This is a genomic window from Pseudoduganella lurida, from assembly GCF_007830455.1.
Classification (GTDB): Bacteria; Pseudomonadota; Gammaproteobacteria; order Burkholderiales; family Burkholderiaceae_D; genus Rugamonas; species Rugamonas lurida.
Genome location: NZ_VLLB01000012.1, coordinates 108,120 through 128,253 on the forward strand (window position 1 = coordinate 108,120; position 20,134 = coordinate 128,253).

15 protein-coding genes are annotated in these 20,134 nt (G+C 67.6%); 10 read left to right on the plus strand and 5 right to left on the minus strand.

Annotation, left to right across the window (positions count from 1 at the left end):
• Positions 1-8 precede the first annotated feature (8 nt).
• Together hyi and gcl are read right to left on the minus strand one after the other, a co-directional pair.
• On the minus strand, positions 9-788 hold the full coding sequence (gene hyi / locus IP91_RS23930) for a hydroxypyruvate isomerase (protein ID WP_145652736.1): 780 nt from the start codon (positions 786-788) through the stop codon (positions 9-11).
• Positions 789-794: 6 nt separating this feature from the next.
• On the minus strand, positions 795-2,537 hold the full coding sequence (gene gcl, locus IP91_RS23935) for a glyoxylate carboligase (protein ID WP_145652859.1): 1,743 nt from the start codon (positions 2,535-2,537) through the stop codon (positions 795-797).
• A 113-nt stretch (positions 2,538-2,650) separates the two neighbouring features.
• Here gcl and IP91_RS23940 point away from each other — a divergent pair, with 113 nt between their 5' ends.
• On the plus strand, positions 2,651-3,562 hold the full coding sequence (locus IP91_RS23940; protein WP_145652738.1) for a LysR family transcriptional regulator: 912 nt from the start codon (positions 2,651-2,653) through the stop codon (positions 3,560-3,562).
• A 224-nt stretch (positions 3,563-3,786) separates the two neighbouring features.
• On the opposite strand, the gene frc is transcribed toward IP91_RS23940, so the two are convergent.
• Both frc and IP91_RS23950 read right to left on the minus strand, forming a co-directional pair.
• Positions 3,787-5,034 (minus strand): formyl-CoA transferase, encoded by a 1,248-nt coding sequence (gene frc, locus IP91_RS23945; RefSeq protein WP_145652740.1) that lies wholly within the window; start codon positions 5,032-5,034, stop codon positions 3,787-3,789.
• Positions 5,035-5,148: 114 nt separating this feature from the next.
• Entirely contained in the window at positions 5,149-6,213 is a 1,065-nt protein-coding gene (locus IP91_RS23950) for a substrate-binding domain-containing protein (protein ID WP_145652742.1), read from the minus strand.
• Between the two features lie 124 nt (positions 6,214-6,337).
• On the opposite strand from IP91_RS23950, the gene IP91_RS23955 reads away from it, so the two are divergent.
• Genes IP91_RS23955 through IP91_RS23970 form a run of 4 tightly spaced genes read left to right on the plus strand, consistent with a single transcriptional unit; the run spans position 6,338 to position 11,555 of the window.
• Complete coding sequence (locus tag IP91_RS23955) at positions 6,338-6,847, plus strand: formate dehydrogenase subunit gamma (RefSeq protein ID WP_145652744.1); 510 nt, start codon at positions 6,338-6,340, stop codon at positions 6,845-6,847.
• Positions 6,844-8,415, plus strand: a complete 1,572-nt coding sequence (locus IP91_RS23960; protein WP_145652746.1) for a formate dehydrogenase beta subunit — start codon at positions 6,844-6,846, stop codon at positions 8,413-8,415. The genes IP91_RS23955 and IP91_RS23960 overlap by 4 nt, the downstream gene beginning before the upstream one ends.
• A 9-nt stretch (positions 8,416-8,424) precedes the next feature.
• A complete protein-coding gene (gene fdhF / locus IP91_RS23965) occupies positions 8,425-11,271 on the plus strand; it encodes a formate dehydrogenase subunit alpha (RefSeq protein ID WP_145652748.1) in 2,847 nt (948 codons plus the stop codon).
• Positions 11,268-11,555 carry a formate dehydrogenase subunit delta gene (locus IP91_RS23970; protein WP_145652750.1) on the plus strand — a complete coding sequence of 96 codons (288 nt, stop codon included), beginning with the start codon at positions 11,268-11,270 and terminating at the stop codon, positions 11,553-11,555. The genes fdhF and IP91_RS23970 overlap by 4 nt, the downstream gene beginning before the upstream one ends.
• A 76-nt stretch (positions 11,556-11,631) precedes the next feature.
• Here the strand turns inward: IP91_RS23970 and IP91_RS23975 are convergent, their stop codons facing one another.
• On the minus strand, positions 11,632-12,396 hold the full coding sequence (locus tag IP91_RS23975; protein WP_145652752.1) for a GntR family transcriptional regulator: 765 nt from the start codon (positions 12,394-12,396) through the stop codon (positions 11,632-11,634).
• Between the two features lie 443 nt (positions 12,397-12,839).
• Between IP91_RS23975 and IP91_RS23980 the strand changes: the two genes are divergently transcribed.
• Genes IP91_RS23980 through IP91_RS24000 form a run of 5 tightly spaced genes read left to right on the plus strand, consistent with a single transcriptional unit; the run spans position 12,840 to position 20,127 of the window.
• On the plus strand, positions 12,840-15,263 hold the full coding sequence (locus IP91_RS23980; RefSeq protein WP_145652754.1) for a TonB-dependent receptor: 2,424 nt from the start codon (positions 12,840-12,842) through the stop codon (positions 15,261-15,263).
• Positions 15,264-15,290: 27 nt separating this feature from the next.
• Positions 15,291-16,361 (plus strand): LacI family DNA-binding transcriptional regulator, encoded by a 1,071-nt coding sequence (locus tag IP91_RS23985; protein ID WP_145652756.1) that lies wholly within the window; start codon positions 15,291-15,293, stop codon positions 16,359-16,361.
• 23 nt (positions 16,362-16,384) lie between these two features.
• Entirely contained in the window at positions 16,385-17,149 is a 765-nt protein-coding gene (locus IP91_RS23990; RefSeq protein WP_145652758.1) for an SDR family NAD(P)-dependent oxidoreductase, read from the plus strand.
• Between the two features lie 10 nt (positions 17,150-17,159).
• Positions 17,160-19,160, plus strand: coding sequence for a DUF4962 domain-containing protein (locus IP91_RS23995; RefSeq protein ID WP_145652760.1), 2,001 nt, complete (start codon positions 17,160-17,162; stop codon positions 19,158-19,160).
• A 4-nt stretch (positions 19,161-19,164) separates the two neighbouring features.
• Positions 19,165-20,127: a sugar kinase gene (locus tag IP91_RS24000; protein WP_259772471.1), complete on the plus strand. Its 963-nt coding sequence runs from the start codon at positions 19,165-19,167 to the stop codon at positions 20,125-20,127.
• Positions 20,128-20,134: the final 7 nt, after the last annotated feature.

Consider the following 20,134-nt stretch of genomic DNA (forward strand, 5'->3'; position numbering starts at 1 on the left):
CGTTGAAATCAGAAACCATGTTCGGTGATCCACAGCAGCCCTTCGGCCGTGGTGCGGCGCGGCTTGTATTCGCAGCCCACCCAGCCCGTGTAGCCCAGCGCGTCCAGCGCCGGCAGCAGGTAGCCGTAGTTGATCTCGCCCGTGCCCGGCTCGCCGCGGCCCGGGTTGTCCGCCAGCTGGATGTGCCGGATGCGCGGCAGGTGCGCCTTGATGGTGGCGGCCAGCTCGCCTTCCATGCGCTGCATGTGATAGATGTCGTACTGCAGGAACAGGTTGTCCGACTCCGTTTCGCCGATGAGGTCCAGCGCCTGCCGCGTGCCGTGCAGGAAGAAGCCGGGAATGTCGAAGGTGTTGATCGGCTCGATCAGCAGCGCGATGCCTTCGTCCTTCAGCCGCCGCGCGGCCAGGCGCAGGTTCGCCACCAGGGTGGCATGCGCCGCTTCCCGTTCCACGCCGGGGGGCACGATGCCGGCCAGGCAGTTCAGCTGCTTCACGCCCAGCGCCCCCGCATACGCGATGGCAACGGCCAGCCCTTCCTCGAATTCGCCGCGCCGCTCCGGATGGCAGGCGATGCCGCGGTCGCCACCGGCCCAGTCCCCGGCCGGCAGGTTGTGCAGCACCAGTTCCAGCCGGTGCGCGTCGAGCTGCGCGGCCAGCGCCTGGGCCGGGTATGCGTACGGGAACAGGAACTCGACGCCCTGGAAGCCGGCCCGCGCGGCCAGCGCGAAGCGGTCGAGGAAGTCGGCTTCGTTGAACAGCATCGTCAGGTTGGCGGCCAGTTTCATCATCCCTCCTTACTGCACGGTGAGTACATCGTTGAATTCGTTCAGCGCATCGATCTCGGTGCCCATCGCGATGTTCGTCACCCGTTCCAGGATGATCTCGACCACCACCGGCACGCCGTACTGGCGCATCAGCTCGCGGGCCTGCTCGAATGCCGGCACGATCCCATCCGGCCGGAACACGCGGATGGCCTTGCAGCCCAGGCCTTCCACCACGGCCACGTGGTCGACGCCATACCCTTCCAGCTCGGGCGCGTTGACGTTCTCGAACGAGAGCTGCACGCAGTAGTCCATCTCGAAGCCCCGCTGGGCCTGGCGGATCAGGCCGAGATAGGCGTTATTCACGAGTACGTGGATGTACGGCAGTTTGAACTGCGCGGCGACGGCAAGTTCCTCGATCAGGAACTGGAAATCGTAGTCGCCCGAGATGGCCACGATGTCGGCCTCCGGATCGGCCACCCGCACGCCCAGCGCGGCGGGAATCGTCCAGCCCAGCGGCCCCGCCTGGCCGCAGTTGATCCAGTGGCGCGGATGGTGCACGTGCAGGAACTGCGCGGCGGCGATCTGCGACAGGCCGATGCTGGCGACATAGCGCACGTCCCGCCCGAAGTAGCGGTTCATCTCGTGGTACACGCGCAGCGGATGCACGGGCACGCTGTCGTAATCGCTCCGGCGCAGCAGCGTGCGCTTGCGTTCCTGGCAGTCGTGCAGCCAGTCCGAACGGTCGGCCAGCCTGCCGGCCTCGCGCCATTCCTTCGCCACTTCCACCAGCAGGGACAGGGCCGCCTTCGCATCGGAGACGATGCCCAGGTCCGGCCCGAACACGCGGCCGATCTGCGTGGGCTCGATATCGATGTGGACGAACTTGCGGTCCTTCGTGAACACGTCCACGCCACCGGTGTGCCGATTGGCCCACCGGTTGCCGATGCCCAGCACGAAGTCCGAGGCCAGCAGCGTGGCATTGCCGTAGCGGTGGCTGGTCTGCAGGCCGGCCATGCCGGCCATCTGCGGATGATCGTCGGGGATGCTGCCCCAGCCCATCAAGGTGGGAATGACGGGCACGCCGGTGATCTCCGCGAACTCGACCAGCAGTGCGGACGCGTCGGCATTGATGATGCCGCCGCCGGCCGTGATCAGGGGCCGGCGCGCCTCGTTCAGCAGCATCAAGGCCTTCTCGATCTGTGCACGCGTCGCGACCGGCTTGAATGCGGCCAGCGGGGCATACGTGTCGATGTCGAATTCGATCTGCGCCTGCTGCACGTCCACCGGCAGGTCGATCAGCACGGGGCCGGGGCGGCTGGAGCGCATCAGGTGGAAGGCCTGCTGGAACACCTGCGGCACGAGCGCCGGCTCGCGCACGGTGACGGCCCACTTGGTGACGGGCCTGGCGATCGACTCGATGTCGACGGCCTGGAAGTCTTCCTTGTACAGCCTGGCGCGCGGTGCCTGGCCCGTGATGCACAGGATCGGAATCGAGTCGGCAGATGCGGCGTACAGGCCCGTGATCATGTCCGTGCCGGCCGGGCCCGAGGTGCCGATGCACACGCCGATATTGCCCGCTGCGGCGCGCGTAAAACCCTCCGCCATGTGCGAGGCGCCTTCCACGTGGCGCGCGAGGATGTGGCGGATGCTGTCGCGCTTGCGCAACGCGGCGTAGAACGGGTTGATCGCCGCGCCCGGCACGCCGAAGGCCACGTGCACGCCCTCCTTTTCCAGCACCAGCACCCCTGCTTCCGCTGCGGTCATCCTGGCCATCATGCCTCCGCTGTCGTGTGATTGCGATGAGCCATGCTAGAGCGTTCGAACGCGCCTGATAAGCCCACAAAAAATCGGGTGATCCGATACCTGCGGTATGGAATACTGAAAGCATGGACAAGATCAAGGAGATGACCGCGTTCGTGGAAGCCGTCGACCAGGGCAGCCTGGCGCGCGCGGCGCTCGCGCAGGGCGTGACGCCCGTGATGCTGGGCCGCCGCATCGATGCGCTGGAGCGGCGCCTCGGCGTGAAGCTGCTGCACCGCACGACCCGCCACCTGACGCTGACCGAATCCGGCACGCAGTTCCTCGAGCACTGCCGCAAGCTGCTCTCCGACCTGGAGCTGGCCGAGACCATCGTCTCCGAAGGCCGCGACGAAGCCAACGGCCACCTGATCGTCTCCGCGCCCGCCGCCTTCGGGAGGCTGCACGTGGCGCCCCATGCCCCGGCCTTCCTGGCCGCGCATCCGAAGGTGCGGCTGTCGTTCAACCTGACGGACCAGGTGGTGGACCTGGTGCGCGAGGGCTACGAGCTGGGCATCCGCATCGGCGGCATGCTCGATCCCAGTTTTGTCGCCGTGCGGCTGGCCACGAATCGCCGCGTGGTGTGCGGCACGCCGTCGTATTTCGCGCGCTGCGGCATCCCGCGCACGCTGGACGACCTGGCGCACCACAACTGCCTGGCCTTCAACCTGCAGGGCGGCCAGCAGCGCGGCTGGTATTTCCAGAAGGACGGCAAGCCCGTCACCATCAAGGTCAATGGCAATGTCGACTGCAACGACGGCGAGCTGCTGCACCGCTGGGCCAGCGAGGGACTGGGCCTGGCGTGGCGGTCGACGTGGGAGATCCAGGCGCAGCTGGCCGCAGGCGAGCTGGTGACGGTGCTGGACGAATACGCGCTGCCGGATTACGACATCAAGGCCGTCTACATGCAGCAGCGGCATCTGCCGGCACGGGTGCGGGCGTTCATCGAGACGTTGAAGGCGGTGTACGCGCAGGCGGGTTATTGGACCGCCGCTCGGTGATGCGCCGGGGTCTGGCACCGCTGGCCACGCACGCTCGATCAACGCGTTGGCACTTGCTGCGGTGCCTGACCCCAGCAGTTTGCATGCGTTCCGGCGGCGCCTGCGAAAGGCTGGGGTCAGGCACCGCAGCATGCGCTGTGAATGCTTCTGCTGCCTTCACTGGCGGTGCCAGACCCCGGTTCGCGCAGGCCGTCGACCGCGGCAGCTGAAAACCTGGTTCACACCTAGATCACCCGCTCTTCCCTTAACGCGGCAATCCGCTCGGCACTGTACCCCAGCCCCGCCAGCACCTCCTCCGTGTGCTCGCCCAGCAGCGGCGAGCGCGTGACCTCGGTCGGGCTGTCCGACAGCTTGATGGGGTTGCCCACGGTCAGATACGGCCCCCGTTCCGGATGATCCACCTCGACCACCGTGCCGCTCGCGCGCAGCGACGGCTCGTTGGCGATTTCCTTCATCGACAGGATCGGGCCGCAGGGAATGTCGTACTGGTTCAGCACATCCATCGCTTCGTACTTCGTCTGCGTTGTCGTCCACTCCTCGACGGCGGCGAAGATTTCCATCAGGTGCGGCAGCCGCGCACGGGGCGTGGCGAAATCGGGATGCGTGATCCAGTGCGTCCTGCCGATGACCTTGCAGATGGCCGGCCACACGGCCGCCTGGGCGATGAAGTAGATGTAGGCGTTCGGGTCCTTCTCCCAGCCCCTGCATTTGAGGATCCAGCCGGGCTGACCGCCCCCGGAAGCATTGCCGGCGCGCGGCACGGACTCGCCGAACGTGCCGCCCGCGTACTGGGGATATTCCTCCATCACGCCGGTGCGTTCCAGCCGCTGCTGGTCGCGCAGCTTTACCCGGCACAGGTTCAGCACCGCATCCTGCATGGCCGTCAGCACGCGCTGGCCGCGGCCGGTGGTGTTGCGCTGGTAGAGGGCGGTGACGATGCCCAGCGCCAGGTGCAGGCCGCTGCCGCTGTCGCCGATCTGCGCCCCCGTCACCACGGGCGGGCCATCATCGAAGCCGGTGGTACCCGCCGCACCGCCGGTGCACTGGGCCACGTTCTCGTAGACCTTGCAGTGTTCATACGGGCCCGGTCCGAAACCCTTCACGGAAGCGACGATCATGCGCGGGTTCAGCTGCTGGATGCGCTCCCACGTGAAGCCCATGCGGTCCAGCGCGCCGGGCGCGAAGTTCTCGACCAGCACATCGCACTCGCGGATCAGGTCTTCCAGCACGCCCTTGCCGGCGGGCCGTTTCGCATCGAGCGTGATCGAGCGTTTGTTATGGTTCAGCATCGTGAAGTACAGGCTGTCGACGCCGGGGATATCGCGCAGCTGGGCGCGCGTGGCATCGCCCTCGCCGGCCCGCTCCACCTTGATCACGTCCGCCCCGAACCAGGCCAGCAGCTGCGTGCAGGTGGGCCCCGACTGGACGTGGGTGAAGTCGAGAATGCGAACGCCTTCGAGTGCCTTGCTCATGCCGGTCTCCTGTCGTCTGCTGCGATGGATTTTTTTCGTTATTCTGCCATTCCATCTTAGCGAAGTGGCCGGCTTTTGCCGCTTGACCGCGGTTAAGAATACAGAAAGCCGCCGTCAGAACAGCGTGTCCAGGACGGCCAGCGTGCCGGCCTGTGCGCCGTCGTAGCCGGGCAGGCCGTCGAGCACCTGGCGGAAGGCGGTGCTGGCCATCGCCGTGCGGGCGGCCTGCAGCAGTGGCGTGTCCAGGGCGTTCCGGTCGCAGGCCAGGAAGTAGCGTTCGCGGCAGACGGGAAGGAAATCGAGGTCGAAGCGCCGCGCCGCCGTCTCCACGCCGAAGCTCAGGTCCGCCATGCCGCTCGCCACGTAGGCGGCCACCGCGGCATGCGTGAACTCGGCGCTGTCGAAGCCGGCGATGCGGGCGGTGTCGATGGCGCGGTCCGCCAGCAGCAGCTCCAGCAGCAGGCGCGTGCCGGAGCCGTGCTGGCGGTTCACGAAGCGTAGGTCCGGGCGCAGCAGGTCGTCCAGCCCCGTCACGCCCTTCGGATTGCCCTTGGCGATGAACAGCCCCTGCTGGCGGAAGGCCAGGTGCAGGAAGGCATGCCGCTGGTTATCCAGCCAGGGCCGGTGCTGGGCTGCCGCGGCGCCTTCGAAGGCACCGACCGGCAAATGAAAACCGGCCAGGTCGCATTCGCCGCGCGCCAGGGCGGCCACCGCTTCCGTGCTGCTGCGGTACTTGATGTCCACCGTCGCACCGCCTTCGCGCAGCTGCGTGACGAGGGCGGCCACGGCGAACCCGTGCGAGGCCGTCAGCCGCAGCACCTGCGCGTCGCCCGCCAGCACGCGCGCCAGTTCCTGCTGCAGTTCGGAGGCCAGGCTGTCCAGCAGCGGCGTCAGGCGCGCGCTGATGCGGCGGTCCGCCCAGATCAGTTTTTCGGCCAGCGGCGACAGCGCCGTGCCTTGGCCGCGCACCTTGTGCACCAGCGCCGCGCCGAACTGCTCGCTGAACTGCTGCAGCAACCCCCAGGCGTGGCGGTACGACATGCCGTAGGCCGCGGCGGCCTTGCTGATGCTGCCCGTCTCGCTCACGGCGGTGAGCAGCGCCAGCAGCGCGGGCAGCGCCGTCGGGTTGCCGCGGGCGTCGCGCAGGATCCAGTCGGGGCGGATTTCAACCTTCAGCATATGCAAATCATTTCCTATTGATTGCGCTTTTTGCCGGTGCTAGTCTCGTTTATAACACGGTCCCGCATATGCTTTGCCGAGCATATGGTTCTTCAAAACCGGACCGGTCGACAACGGAGACAGCATGCCCGCACAGCCCGCCGCCGCAGCCACCTCAGCCACCACCGTCAGCGCGATCCTCGCCGGCATCCTCTCCCGCCATGGCCCGCGCCAGGACGAGCTCCTGCCCGCCCTGCACGCGCTGCAGGATAGTGTCGGCTACATTCCGCCGGACCAGGTGCCCGCGCTGGCGCAGCACTTCAACCTGTCCCGCGCCGAAGTGCATGGCGTGATCACCTTCTATCACTACTTCCGCAGTGCGCCGCCGGCCCGCTGCGTGGTGCAGATCTGTCGCGCCGAGGCCTGCCAGAGCATGGGCGGCGACCGCCTGCTGGCCCATGCCGAAAGCGTGCTGGGCTGCAGCCTGCACGGCCACAGCGCGGACGGTGCCTTTGCGCTGGAACCCGTGTACTGCCTGGGCCTGTGCGCGAGCTCGCCGGCGCTCACGATCAACGAGGCCGTGTTCGCCCGCGTCACACCGGCCCGCTTCGATGCGCTGATCGCCGATGTCAACCAGCTGCAGGAGGCCGTATGAGCATCCGCATTTTCGTCCCCGGCGACTCGTCCGCGCTGGCGGTCGGTGCCGACGAAGTGGCGGCCGTGATCGCAGCCGAAGCGCAGCAGCGCGGCATCGAGGTCGCGCTCGTTCGCAACGGCACGCGCGGCTTGCTGTGGCTGGAGCCGCTGGTGGAAGTAGACACGCCGGAAGGCCGCATCGGCTTCGGCCCCGTCGATGCGGGCGACGTGCCGGCGCTGTTCGATGCCGGTTTCCATGCCGGTGCCGGCACGCATCCGTTGTCGCTGGGCGTGGTCGAACGGATTCCCTACCTGGCGCGGCAGCAGCGCCTCACGTTCGCGCGCATCGGCATCACCGATCCCCAGTCGCTGGACGACTACCTGGCGCATGGTGGCTACCGCGGCCTGCACAAGTCGCTGGTAATGGCGCCGGCCGAGATCGTGGCAGCCGTGACGGCCTCCGGACTGCGCGGCCGCGGCGGCGCCGCCTTCCCCACCGGGATCAAGTGGAACACGGTGCTGAAGGCCCCGGGCGACGAGAAATACATCGTCTGCAATGCCGACGAAGGCGACTCCGGCACGTTCGCGGACCGCCTCGTCATGGAGAGCGACCCCTTCGTGCTGATCGAAGGGATGACGATCGCCGGCCTGGCCGTGGGCGCCACGCGCGGCTACATCTACGTGCGCAGCGAATACCCGCACGCCATCGCCCGGCTGGAGGCCGCCATCGACACGGCGCGCAACCGCGGCTACCTTGGACAGAATCTGCTCAGCACGGGTCGCACCTTCGAGCTGGCCGTGCGCAAGGGCGCCGGCGCCTACATCTGCGGCGAGGAGACGGCGCTGCTGGAAAGCCTGGAAGGCAAGCGCGGCATCGTGCGCGCCAAGCCGCCCCTGCCCGCGCTGGCCGGCCTGTTCGGCAAACCCACCGTCATCAACAACGTGCTGTCGCTGGCCACCGTCCCCATCATCCTCGACAAGGGCGCCCAGTATTACCAGGACTACGGCATGGGCCGTTCGCGCGGCACCCTGCCCGTGCAACTGGCCGGGAATATCAAGCACGGCGGCCTGATCGAGCTGGCGTTCGGCATCACGCTGCGCGAAATCCTGTATGACTTCGGCGGCGGCAGCGCCACGGGCCGGCCCATCAAGGCCGTGCAGGTGGGCGGGCCGCTCGGTGCCTACCTGCCGGAGTCGCAATGGGACACGCCGCTCGACTACGAAGCGTTCGCGTCGCTGTGGGCCGTGCTGGGTCATGGGGGCATCGTGGTGCACGACGACAGCGCGGACATGGCGAAGCTGGCGCGCTACGCAATGGAATTCTGCGCCATCGAGTCGTGCGGCAAGTGCACGCCATGCCGCATCGGCTCCACGCGCGGCGTGGAAGTCATCGACAAGATCCGTCAAGGCACGCAACGGGAACAGCAGGTGGTGCTGCTGCGCGACCTGTGCGACACGATGCTGCACGGCTCCCTGTGCGCGATGGGCGGCATGACGCCGTATCCCGTACTGTCGGCCCTGAACCACTTCCCGCAGGACTTCGGCGAGCCGGCCCTGCCATCCATCACCACCCGGCACGCCGCCTAGGAGACGACCATGATCGAAACCATCCTGTCCCGCGACCTGGGCACGCCGCCACCCCTCGACCCGGCCACCGAATTCGTCACCTTGTCGGTCGACGGCCAGCGCGTCACCGTCCCCGCCGGCACCTCCGTGATGCGCGCCGCCGCGCTGTCCGACATCAACATCCCCAGGCTGTGCGCCACCGACAGCCTGGAGCCGTTCGGCTCGTGCCGCCTGTGCCTCGTCGAGATCGACGGCCGCCGCGGCTACCCCGCCTCGTGCACCACGCCAGTGGAGCACGGCATGGTCGTGCGCACCCAGTCGCCGAAACTGCAAGCGCTGCGCAAGGGCGTGATGGAGCTGTACATCTCCGACCACCCGCTGGACTGCCTGACCTGCCCCGCCAACGGCGACTGCGAGCTGCAGGACATGGCCGGCGTGACGGGCCTGCGCCAGGTGCGCTACGGCTACCAGGGCGCCAACCACCTGGCGCTGCCGAAGGACGAATCGAATCCCTATTTCACGTTCGATTCGTCGAAGTGCATCGTCTGCAACCGCTGCGTGCGCGCCTGCGAGGAGACGCAAGGCACCTTTGCGCTGACGATCTCCGGCCGCGGCTTCGACTCGCGCGTGTCGGCCGGCCAGGACGAGCCTTTCATGGCCTCCGAGTGCGTGTCGTGCGGCGCCTGCGTGGCCGCCTGCCCCACCGCCACGCTGCAGGAGAACACGGTGATCTGGCTGGGCCAGGCCGAGCACAGCATCACGACGACGTGCGCCTATTGCGGCGTGGGCTGTTCGCTGAACGCGGAGATGAAGGGCAACGAGGTGGTGCGCATGGTGCCGACGAAAGACGGCAAGGCCAACGAAGGCCACGCCTGCGTCAAGGGCCGCTTCGCCTGGGGCTATGCCACGCACAAGGACCGGATCCTGAAGCCCATGATCCGCGCGAAGATCACCGACCCGTGGCAGGAAGTGAGCTGGGACGAAGCGCTCGATCATGCCGCCGCCGAATTCAAGCGCATCCAGGCGAAACATGGCCGCGATGCGATCGGCGGCATCGTCTCGTCCCGCTGCACGAACGAGGAAGGCTATCTCGTGCAGAAGCTGGTGCGCGCCGCGTTCGGCAACAACAATGTCGACACCTGTGCCCGCGTATGCCACTCGCCCACCGGCTATGGCCTGAAGCAGACGCTGGGCGAATCGGCCGGCACGCAGAGCTTCGCCTCGGTGGCCAAGGCCGATGTCATCCTCGTCATCGGCGCCAACCCGACGGACGGCCACCCCGTGTTCGGCTCGCGCATGAAGCGGCGGCTGCGCCAGGGCGCGAAGCTGATCGTCATCGACCCGCGCCGCATCGACCTGATCAAGTCGCCGCACGTGCAGGCCAACTACCACCTGCAGCTGCGGCCCGGTACCAATGTGGCGATGCTGTCGGCGCTGGCGCACGTGGTCGTGACCGAAGGCCTGCTGGCGCAGCAGTACATCGACGAGCGCTGCGAGGAACGGGCGTTTGCGCAGTGGCGCGAGTTCGTCGCGCAGCCGGAGAATTCGCCCGAGGCGATGGAAGCGGTGACCGGCGTGCCGGCGCAACTGGTGCGCGGCGCGGCGCGGCTGTTCGCCACCGGCGGCAACGGCGCCATCTTCTACGGCCTGGGCGTGACGGAACACGCGCAGGGTTCGACGGCCGTGATGGCGATCGCGAACCTGGCCATGGCGACGGGGAACGTGGGCCGCGAAGGCGTCGGCGTCAATCCGCTGCGGGGCCAGAACAATGTGCAGGGCTCCTGCGACATGGGCTCGTTCCCGCACGAGCTGCCCGGCTACCGGCACGTCTCGGACACCACCGTGCGCACGCTGTTCGAACAGGCGTGGGGCGTGCCGCTGCAGTCCGAACCGGGCCTGCGCATCCCGAACATGTTCGAGGCGGCACTGGACGGCAGCTTCCTGGGCCTGTACTGCCAGGGCGAGGACATCGTGCAGTCCGATCCGAACACCCAGCACGTGACGGCGGCCTTGCAGGCGATGGAATGCGTGGTGGTGCAGGACATCTTCCTGAACGAGACGGCCAAGTTCGCGCACGTGCTGCTGCCCGGCTCCTCGTTCCTGGAAAAGGACGGCACGTTCACGAACGCCGAGCGCCGCATCTCGCGCGTACGCAAGGTGATGCCACCCCGCGCCGGCTATGCGGACTGGGAAGTGACGGTGCAGCTGGCCAACCGCCTGGGCTACCCGATGGATTACCGCCACCCGTCCGAGATCATGGACGAAATCGCGCGCCTGACGCCCACCTTCACCGGCGTCAGCTACCAGCGGCTCGATGAACTGGGCAGCATCCAGTGGCCGTGCAACGACGCGGCGCCGGAAGGCACGCCCACGATGCATATCGATGCCTTCGTACGGGGCAAGGGCCGCTTCATCATCACGCAGTACGTGGCCAGTGCCGAGAAGGTCACGCGCAAGTATCCGCTCATCCTCACGACGGGCCGCATCCTGTCGCAGTACAACGTGGGTGCACAGACGCGCCGCACGGAGAACGTGCAGTGGCATGCGGAGGACCGGCTGGAACTGCATCCGCACGATGCGCAGGAACGGGGCATCAAGGACGGCGACTGGGTCGGCATCCAGAGCCGCGCCGGCGAGACGGTGCTGCGCGCGCTCGTCACGGAACGGATGCAGCCCGGCGTCGTCTACACCACCTTCCACTTCCCCGAATCGGGCGCCAATGTGATCACCACGGAGAACTCGGACTGGGCCACCAACTGCCCCGAGTACAAGGTGACGGCCGTGCAGGTGATGCCGGTGCAGCAGCACTCGGCTTGGCAGCAGGAATACCAGCGCTTCAATGCCACGCAGCTGGAACTGGCCGGAGACGGCGCATGAACATCGACAATCTCGTGACGATGGCGAACCAGATCGGCAGCTTCTTCGCTTCCTTCCCGGACCGCGAGGAAGCGCACACGGGCATCGCCACGCACCTGCAGCGCTACTGGGCGCCGCGCATGCTGGTGCGGCTGTACGAGCACGTGGACGGCACGCACGGCGCCGGCCTGGATGTCATCGTGCTCGATGCCATCCGGCTGCACCGCAAGGGCCGCGACGTGCCGGTCACGGAGGACACTTCGGTGCCGGCGGACGTGGACACGGGCGGCAGCGACGCCGGCTGAGCCCTTGTCAGCTTCGGGGCCAGTCACGCAAGTTGACACGAGCTCGACGTGATAGACCCGCCGCCCGCTGCGTCGCTCAGCTCCGTGGCAGGGACGGCCCGGCGCGCCGCGGCAGCCGCAGCGTGTACTGGAACACGTCGCCGCGCACGTACAGGTATTCGAAGGCGAGCGGTGCGCCGTTGGCCGTCCACGTCAGCCGCTCGATGCGCAGCAGCGCGGTGCCCGGCTCGACGGACAGGGCCTTGGCCAGCGTGGCGTCGGCACTGATGGCGCCGATCTGCACATCCGCATGGGAGAGCGGCAGGTCGTAGTCCGTTTCCAGGATGGCGAAGATGTCGCGCTCGGCCAGGTTCTCGCCCCGCAGGCGGTCGCCCAATGGCGGCGCCAGGTAGGCCACTTCGAACGAAACGGGCTGGTCGTCCACATGACGCACGCGCCGGATCTCGCTGGCCTTCGCACTCCCCGCGATGCGCAACTGGCTCGCAACATGCGGCTCGGCCGGCACCGTCAGATGACTGACCACGCGGTTGAGCACCGTGTGCCCGCGCCGCGCCATCGCCTCGCCGAATCCCTCCAGCTGCGCCAGGTCCTGGGTGGTGCGCGCCTGCGCCACGAACGTTCCCTTGCCCGGCACCTTCACGATCAGCCCCTCGTTCTGCAGGTCGGCCAGCGCCTGCCGCACGGTGATGCGGCTGACGCTGAAGATCGCGCTGATCTCGCTCTCGGCCGGCAGCCGTGACTCCGGCTCGTAGGTGCCGTCGACGATGCGCTCGCGCAGGCGTTCGCGCACCTGGGAATAGAGGGGAATGGCGGAAGTTTCGAGGGCTCGGAAGACGTTCATATACGCGGGTTGGCCTGTCATGACAGTTGTCGGCCGATGGTATCGGCGCCCTGCCGGGCTGGGAACGAATCGTTTTGTGATTGCTAATGCGGCGAGTGGACTAGGCGGCAAGGACATATGCCTATGCGCCGCCTCGTGCAGCCCTGCCCCTTCTCTTCCGCGCAAAAAAAATCTGTTGACTTCGTTTTACCTTCCTATATCCTTACTAAATCGATGCAGTAAATCGTTTTAGTAGATCGTTAGAGTGATTTCAGGAAACATGCCAAGGCGCCGAGGCTGGCGTCTGCGTCATCAGGAAATCCATAGAAAGGCTTGTGTGCACGACCGCATGGCGGACCAGGCCGTTCCAAGCAGCACCGTATCGTGGCAGCAAACGTTTCACCCATAAGTTGCAAAAAGCAACATAAAAAAACGTATACCAACGTATAACGGAGACAAAAACCATGGTCGTCATGAACCGCCGTCACGGCAGGCCCCTGCCGCTGACACCCGTCGCCGCGGCGCTCGCGCTGCTGCAGTTCGCGCTGCCCGCCCAGGCACAACAGGCGCAGCAGGCGCCCGCCACCGGCAGCGAGCCGCAACTGGAAACCATCGTCGTGTCGGCCAACCGCCGCATCGAGAAGCTGGAAGACGTGCCGATGTCGATCTCGGTCCTCACCGAGGAGGCACTGACCCGCAACAACGTGCGCGAGTTCGACGACATCGTCAACCTGTCCCCCGCGCTGACGATTTCCACCGGCACCCAGGTGGGCACCAACAGCATCAACATGCGCGGCATCGGTACCACGTCGAACAATATCGGCATCGAAGGCGACGTGGCCATCATCGTCGACGACATGCCGTATGCCCAGGCGCAGCAGGCCTTCCGCGACCAGTCCGACGTGGCGCGCGTGGAGGTGCTGAAAGGCCCGCAAAGCACGATGTTCGGCAAGAGTGCCATCGCCGGCGCCGTCGTCATCACCACCAAGCCGATCGGCGCCGGTCCCATGAAGGGCAAGCTCTCCCTGTTCCGCAGCAGCGACGACGAGTACCGCGTCGCCACGTCGGCCAGCGGCCGGCTGAGCGACACGGTCGGCCTGCGCCTGTTCGCCAGCAAGACCAATTTCCCCGGCCTGCTGCACAACCTCACCACCGACCGCATGCAGAACGGCTCGGGCGGCAAGACCTTCTTCGCCAAGCTGCAATGGCAGGTGACACCGGACCTGGACGTGCAGATCTCGCCCCGCTACGACCATGCGCTGCGCACCGGGAACACGGCGGCCATCACGTCCATCGGCCCGGGCGTGGGCTATCTGTACAACCGCAACTACAAGGCGCTGTCGAACACGGCGATCCTGCGCGGCATTAACGTCAGCCCGTTCAACACGACGATCCGCAACGATTCGCCCACCGGCCTCGATGCCAGCGACCGCGGCATCGGCGTGCGCATCAACTACCTGTTCCCGGAAGCCTCGCCGCTGGCCGGCCACGCGCTGACGTCGATCACCTCGGTGGACAAGAACCGCTCCAACGATTTCCGCGACAACGACAACATCGACCTGATCTCCACCTTCTACCAGCTGGACCACACCGGCAAGCCGTCCGGCATCGCCGAACCGCCGATGATCAACGGCACGATGGACACCAAGATGTCCACGCAGGAGCTGCGCATCACGTCGCCGGATGGCGGCAATTTCCGCTACCTGGCCGGCCTGTGGCTGGCGCGCACCAGCATCGACCGCTACTACCTGCGCGGCAATCCGCTCGTCAAGGAGACCAACTGGACCAACTACCACACCACCTCCGCGAATCTGAACCGGGCGCTGTACGCCAACGGAAGCTGGGACTTCCTGCCCCGGCACACGCTGACGGCGGGCCTGCGCTTCACCCGCGAGACCAACGACTACATGTTCCACACGATCGACAGCCTGTCGTCGTCGGCACCCAACAATGTGCACACCGGTTCGAACCTCTACACGGCGCCCCAGCATGACGAGAACTTCGTCACGGGCAAGCTGGGTTACGGCTACAAGCTCACGCGCGACACGATGGTGTACGGTACGGCATCCACCGGCAGCAAGGGCGTGGCGTACGACATGACGAGCGGCGCCAACAACGTCAACGTGTTCAAGCGCCTGCCGCTGGCGCCGGAAAAGGCCACCAGCTTCGAGGCCGGCTTCAAGGCCAACCTGTGGAACAACCGCGCCACGCTGAACCTGGCCGTGTTCAAGTCCACGTTCCGCGACTACCAGACCTCGGCCACGGAACGCTTCACGGACGGCAGCCAGGCCAGCGTGTTGTACAGCATCCCGTCGCTGCAGACGAAGGGCTTCGAGGCCGACGCCAGTGCCCTGCTCACGCGCGAGCTGCTGCTGACGGCCAACCTGGCCTATACGCGCGCCACGGTGGTGGACTGGAAGCAGGGTCCCTGCTACAGCGGCGCCACCGACTGCACCGTGCCGAACGAGCTGGTGCCGGGCTCCTTCCTGCGCGATGCCAGCGGCGGCATGATGCCGAACGCGCCGAAATGGAAGATGAACCTGGGCGGCGAATACACGCTGCCGTTCAGGGCGATACCGTACAAGACGGCCATCAATGCCAATCTGCGCGCCCAGTCGCAGGTGCAGGGCGCCATCAGCCAGGACCCGAGCCTGCTGCGGCCGGGCCATGCTATCGTGGACCTGGGTGCCTCCCTGGCCAGCCGGGACAGCAGATACAAGCTTGCCGTCGGCGTGAAGAACCTGTTCGACCACCACTACGCGGTCGGGAACGTGGGCTCGTTCCTGAACTTCCAGCCCACCACCGGGCCCGCCATCCGCTCGTACGGCTGGCAGCCTGCGCGCGACGCATTCCGCTATTACACCGCCCGGCTGGACGTCAATTTCTGACCCGCCGTCGATTCCACGAAGGACAACATGAACGAACCCAAAATTCAGGATGTGGCCCGTCTGGCGGGGGTTTCCCCGTCCAGCATCTCGAATTTCCTCAACAACCGGATGGGGCAGATGCGGCCGGACACGCAGGCGAAGATCCAGCAGGCCATCGAGCAGCTGGGCTACCGGCCGAACACCGCCGCGCGCCAGCTGAAGACGGGCGTGGCATCGATGGTCGGCCTGCTGGTGCCCTCGCTGGCCAACCAGTTCTTCGGCGCCCTGGCCTGCGCCGTGGAAGCGGCTGCCGCGAAATACCAGTGCCATGTGATGACCTTCAGTACCTTCCGCGATCCGGACCGCGAGCGCGCCGTGATGGCGGACCTGCTGGCGTACGGCGTGAAAGGCATCATCACGGGTTCCGCCCTCAGCGACACGGAACACCTGGCGGCCGTCACGTCGCGCTGCCCCGTGGTGGCGTTCGACATCAAGCGCGACGACCAATCGCACAGCCCCATCACCACGATCTCGATGGACAACGCCGGTGCCACGGCCCAGGCGGTGCAGCACCTGGCCGCGCTGGGCCACCGGTCCATTGCGCTGGTGACGCCGCCGCCCTACACGCTGAACCGGCAGGAGCGCATCCGCGGCTTCCAGCAGGCCGTCGCGGCGGCCGGCATCACGGGTGAACTGATCATTGCCGACGCCACCGATGCGCCCAGCGATCCGCACGGCGACACCCGGCTGTTCGAACTGGGGCGCAGCGCCGCCTCGCGCATCGTCACCTCGTCCGCGCAGCCCACGGCGGCGATCGCCATCAACGACATGATGGCCATCGGCATCGGCGTGGGCCTGAAGCAGCTGGGCCGGCGCATCCCCGCCGACCTGTCGCTGATCGGCATCGACGACATCTTCTTCTGCGCCGCGCACGATCCGCCCCTGACCACGCTGCGCCAGCCGATCCAGGCGATGGCCGACGCCGCGGTGCAGCGCATCCTCGCACCGGCCGTTGCTTCGACCATTGCATCAGGCCAGGAGGCGATTGCAGCGCAGGACGGCGAGCTGTTCGCTCCCGAACTGGTGGTGCGCTCGTCGACCGCCACACCCCCTCGATAACTCGAACCACAACGGAGACAACCATGACATCGAACGAACTGCAAGGCAAACGCGCCCTCGTGATGGGCGGCGCATCGGGCATCGGCAAGGCCACCTCGCTGGCGCTGGCCCGCGCCGGCGCGGACGTGGTGCTGACCTACTGGAGCAGCAGCACCGAGGCGGACGAGGTGGTGGCGCAGATCCGCGCCACCGGCCGCCAGGCCCATGCGATCAAGGCCGACCTGACCGATGCCGCCGTGGCCGAGCAGGTATTCGCCGCCGCCGAGGCGGCCATCGGCCCGATCGACACGCTGTTTGCCAATATCGGCGGGCTGATCCAGCGCTGCAAGGTCGTCGACATGCCGCTCGCGCTATGGAACGACGCGATGAACCTGAACCTCACCAGCACCTTCCTGATCTGCCAGGCCGCGCTGAAGCGCATGGAACCGCGCGGCGCCGGCGTCATCGTCACCATGTCCTCGCTGGCCGCGTTCGATGGCGGCGGCCCCGGCTCGGCGCACTATGCCGCGTCGAAGGCGGCGGTGGGCACGTTCACGAAGGCGCTGGCCAAGGAAGTGGGCCCGCTCGGCATCCGCGTCAATGGCGTGGCGCCGGGCCTCATCGCCACCCGCTTCCACGACACCTTCAACACGCCGGCCAATCGCCAGGCCATTGCCGAACGCACCCCGGCGCGCCGCGAAGGCCAGCCGGACGACGTGGCCAATGTCGTGGTCTTCCTGGCCTCCGATCGTGCCGCCTTCCTGGCCGGCGAGATCGTGCAGGTCAACGGCGGCCTCGGCATCTACTGACGGAGGCCCCATGAACCAGCACATCACACGACGCCGTTTCCTCGGCGCCGCCGCCCTCGCCTTGCCTGCGCTGTCCACCGGCGCCGCGCTGGCCCAGGATGCACGCGAGGCGCTCGGCCCGAAGGAAGGCAAACCCGGTCGCGGTCCGCATCCGCTGCAGGCGCTGATGCAGCAGCATCCGGCGGCACTGCGCACCGAGCTGCGCGGCGTGCACCCGCGCGTGTTCACCACGGCGGCCGGCCTGGCCGAGATGCGCCAGCGTGCCACCGGCAGCCACCGCGCGGCCTGGCAGAAGGCGCTGGCCGGCCTAGTGGCGATGCGGGAGGAACCGGCGCCGGCGCCAGCCCAGAAGCGCCGCGCCCAGAACACCGTGGGCATCGGCATCGTCGGCGCCGCGCTGGCCTACCGCATCGAAGGCGACCAGCGCTACCTGGACGCGGCGAAGCGCTACATGGAGGCCGCCGTCAGCTATCCCGTGTGGGGCTACACGTTCAGCAAGCCGGACGTGGACCTGGCCGCCGGCCACCTGCTGTATGGCCTGGGCACGGGCTACGACCTGCTGTTCGACGTGCTGACGGAGGAAGAACGCAAGCGCTACCGCGACAAGCTGCAGCGCCAGGGACGCCTGCTGGCGGCGCACTTCGCGCCCAGGCCGGGCAAGACGTTCTCGTACAGCCAGAACCACTGCTTCATCCCGATCGCCGGCCTGGCCATCGCGGCCTACGCGGTATGGGACGAAGTGCCGGAAGCGGCCGGCTGGGCGGCACAGGCGCGCGCCATCTTCGGCCGCGTGCTGGACGTGGCTTCGCCGGACGGCTATTTCTACGAAGGCGTGGAGTACTGGATCTTCTCGATGCCGTGGATTATCCACGCGCTGGACGCCTTCGCCCATGCCGCCGGCGACGACCTGTACGACCATCCGGCGCTGCGCAATGCGCACCTGTACATGGCCCATTCGCTGACGCCGAACGGCCAGGACATCTTCGATTTCGGCGATGCCTTCGAAGGCCCGCTGACACGCTCGCGCCACGGCGACGAAGCGGCCCGCACGCACCCGGATGGCAAGCTCCATTCGAACTACAATCTGCTGTACCGGCTCGCCGCACGCCACCGGAACCGGGACGCGCAGGGCGTGGCGGACTGGATGGCATCGCTGGGCCATGTGTGCGCGGAAGACTTCTGGACGCTGGCCTGGTACGACACGAAGCTGCCTGCGACCCCGATCGCGGCACTGCCGCCGCACCACCACTTCGATGACCTGGGCACCGTCTACTGGCGCAGCGACTGGACCGACCAGGCCACCGCGTTCGCGTTCCGCGCCGGTCCGCCGGAAGGCCATCATGCGGCCACGCTGCTGGACAAATTGCCGGACTGGCACCTGTCGATGGGCCACTCGCATCCGGATGCGGGCAGCTTCATCCTGTATGGCGGCGGCACCTACCTGACGGGGCCGATGGGCTATGCGGGCGTCCCGCGCAGCAATCTCAGTAATACCCTGCTGATCGACGGCCAGGGCCAGGCCAACGAAGGCCATGGCCACGACGCGTTCGACAGCTATCCGTATGCGCGGCTCGACACGATCCGGTTGACTACCGTGAAACTGACGGCCAGCGGTGCCGAGATCGTGGCCGACCTGGCCGGCGCCTACCGGCCGGAACTGGGTGTCGAGAAGCTGGAACGCACCTTCCAATTTGCCGGCGATACGTGGACGACGACGGACCGGCTGCGCGCCCGCAAGCCGGTGGTGCTGACGGCCCAGGTGCACGGCGACACGACGATCGCGCAGTCGGACCGGCGCCGCTACACGGTCGCCGGCAAGCCCGCCACGCTGGCCGTGGACGTGGCGGCGGCTGCCAAGGCAATCGTGGAACCGGGCATCGTGACGGCGGCGGGGCCGCCGGGCAATGTCGACAAGGGCCCACGGCAGGAACGCGGCACGGTACTGCGCATCTCGCTGCCGGCCGCGCGGGAAGCGACGCTGGTGACGACGATGAAGGTGGCCCGTGCCTGAGCTGGTGACAGCGCACGCCGCAGCCGATCCCTGCGACGTGGTGACCGCCGGCGAAGCAATGGCGCTGTTCATCGCCCGCGAGGCCGGCCCGCTGGACGCGGTGCATGCCTTCGAGCGCGCCACCGCCGGCGCGGAGCTGAACGTGGCCGTCGGGCTGGCGCGGCTGGGCTGGCGCGTGCGCTACCTGTCCGCGCTGGGCAACGACAGCCTGGGCCGCCACCTGCTGGCCTTCATGGCGCAGGAAGGCATCGATCCACGCGACGTCAGGATCGATGCCGACCACCCCACCGGCTTCATGATGAAGGGCGCGACGACGGACGGCAGCGATCCGCCGATCGAGTATTTCCGGCGCGGCTCGGCGGCCAGCCATCTGCAGGCCACCGACATTCCGCCCGGCGTCTTCCCCGCCGCGCGGCTGCTGCACCTGACCGGTATCTCGCCGGCGCTGTCGGCAGGTTGCCGCGAGATGGTGTTCGCGCTGGCGGCGCAGGCCCGCGCTGCCGGCCGCACCGTGACATTCGACCCGAACCTGCGCCCGCGCCTGTGGCCCTCGCAGGACGCGATGATCGCCACGCTGAACGAACTGGCCAGCCTGGCCGACGTGGTGTTGCCGGGACTGGCGGAAGGCCGGCTGCTGACGGGCCGGGCCGATGCGGCCGGCATCGCCGACTTCTACCTGGCGGGCGGCGCGCGGCACGTGGTCGTCAAGCTGGGACCGCAGGGGGCGTACTACGCGGGGCCGGAGGGCCGCGGCACGGTGCCCGGCGTGGCGGTAGTGAACGTCGTCGATACCGTGGGTGCCGGCGATGGCTTCGCGGTCGGCGTCCTCAGCGGGCTGCTGGACGGCCTGCCGCTCGATGCCGCCGCCGCGCGCGGCAATGCCATCGGCGCGCGGGTCGTGCAGTTCCGCGGCGATTGCGAAGGCCTGCCCACGCGCGCGCAACTGGCTGCCGAAGGACCTTCCTAGCCAAGGT

Excerpts from the sequence above, each read along its gene's own strand:
- IP91_RS23950 (WP_145652742.1), bottom strand. The coding sequence starts at position 6,213 with ATGCTGAAGGTTGAAATCCGCCCCGACTGGATCCTGCGCGACGCCCGC.
- IP91_RS23970 (WP_145652750.1), top strand. The coding sequence starts at position 11,268 with ATGAACATCGACAATCTCGTGACGATGGCGAACCAGATCGGCAGCTTC.
- IP91_RS23975 (WP_145652752.1), bottom strand. The coding sequence starts at position 12,396 with ATGAACGTCTTCCGAGCCCTCGAAACTTCCGCCATTCCCCTCTATTCC.
- IP91_RS23960 (WP_145652746.1), top strand. The coding sequence starts at position 6,844 with ATGAGCATCCGCATTTTCGTCCCCGGCGACTCGTCCGCGCTGGCGGTC.
- IP91_RS23955 (WP_145652744.1), top strand. The coding sequence starts at position 6,338 with ATGCCCGCACAGCCCGCCGCCGCAGCCACCTCAGCCACCACCGTCAGC.
- fdhF (WP_145652748.1), top strand. The coding sequence starts at position 8,425 with ATGATCGAAACCATCCTGTCCCGCGACCTGGGCACGCCGCCACCCCTC.
- frc (WP_145652740.1), bottom strand. The coding sequence starts at position 5,034 with ATGAGCAAGGCACTCGAAGGCGTTCGCATTCTCGACTTCACCCACGTC.
- IP91_RS23940 (WP_145652738.1), top strand. The coding sequence starts at position 2,651 with ATGGACAAGATCAAGGAGATGACCGCGTTCGTGGAAGCCGTCGACCAG.
- hyi (WP_145652736.1), bottom strand. The coding sequence starts at position 788 with ATGATGAAACTGGCCGCCAACCTGACGATGCTGTTCAACGAAGCCGAC.
- IP91_RS23995 (WP_145652760.1), top strand. The coding sequence starts at position 17,160 with ATGAACCAGCACATCACACGACGCCGTTTCCTCGGCGCCGCCGCCCTC.
- gcl (WP_145652859.1), bottom strand. The coding sequence starts at position 2,537 with ATGGCCAGGATGACCGCAGCGGAAGCAGGGGTGCTGGTGCTGGAAAAG.
- IP91_RS23985 (WP_145652756.1), top strand. The coding sequence starts at position 15,291 with ATGAACGAACCCAAAATTCAGGATGTGGCCCGTCTGGCGGGGGTTTCC.
- IP91_RS23980 (WP_145652754.1), top strand. The coding sequence starts at position 12,840 with ATGGTCGTCATGAACCGCCGTCACGGCAGGCCCCTGCCGCTGACACCC.
- IP91_RS23990 (WP_145652758.1), top strand. The coding sequence starts at position 16,385 with ATGACATCGAACGAACTGCAAGGCAAACGCGCCCTCGTGATGGGCGGC.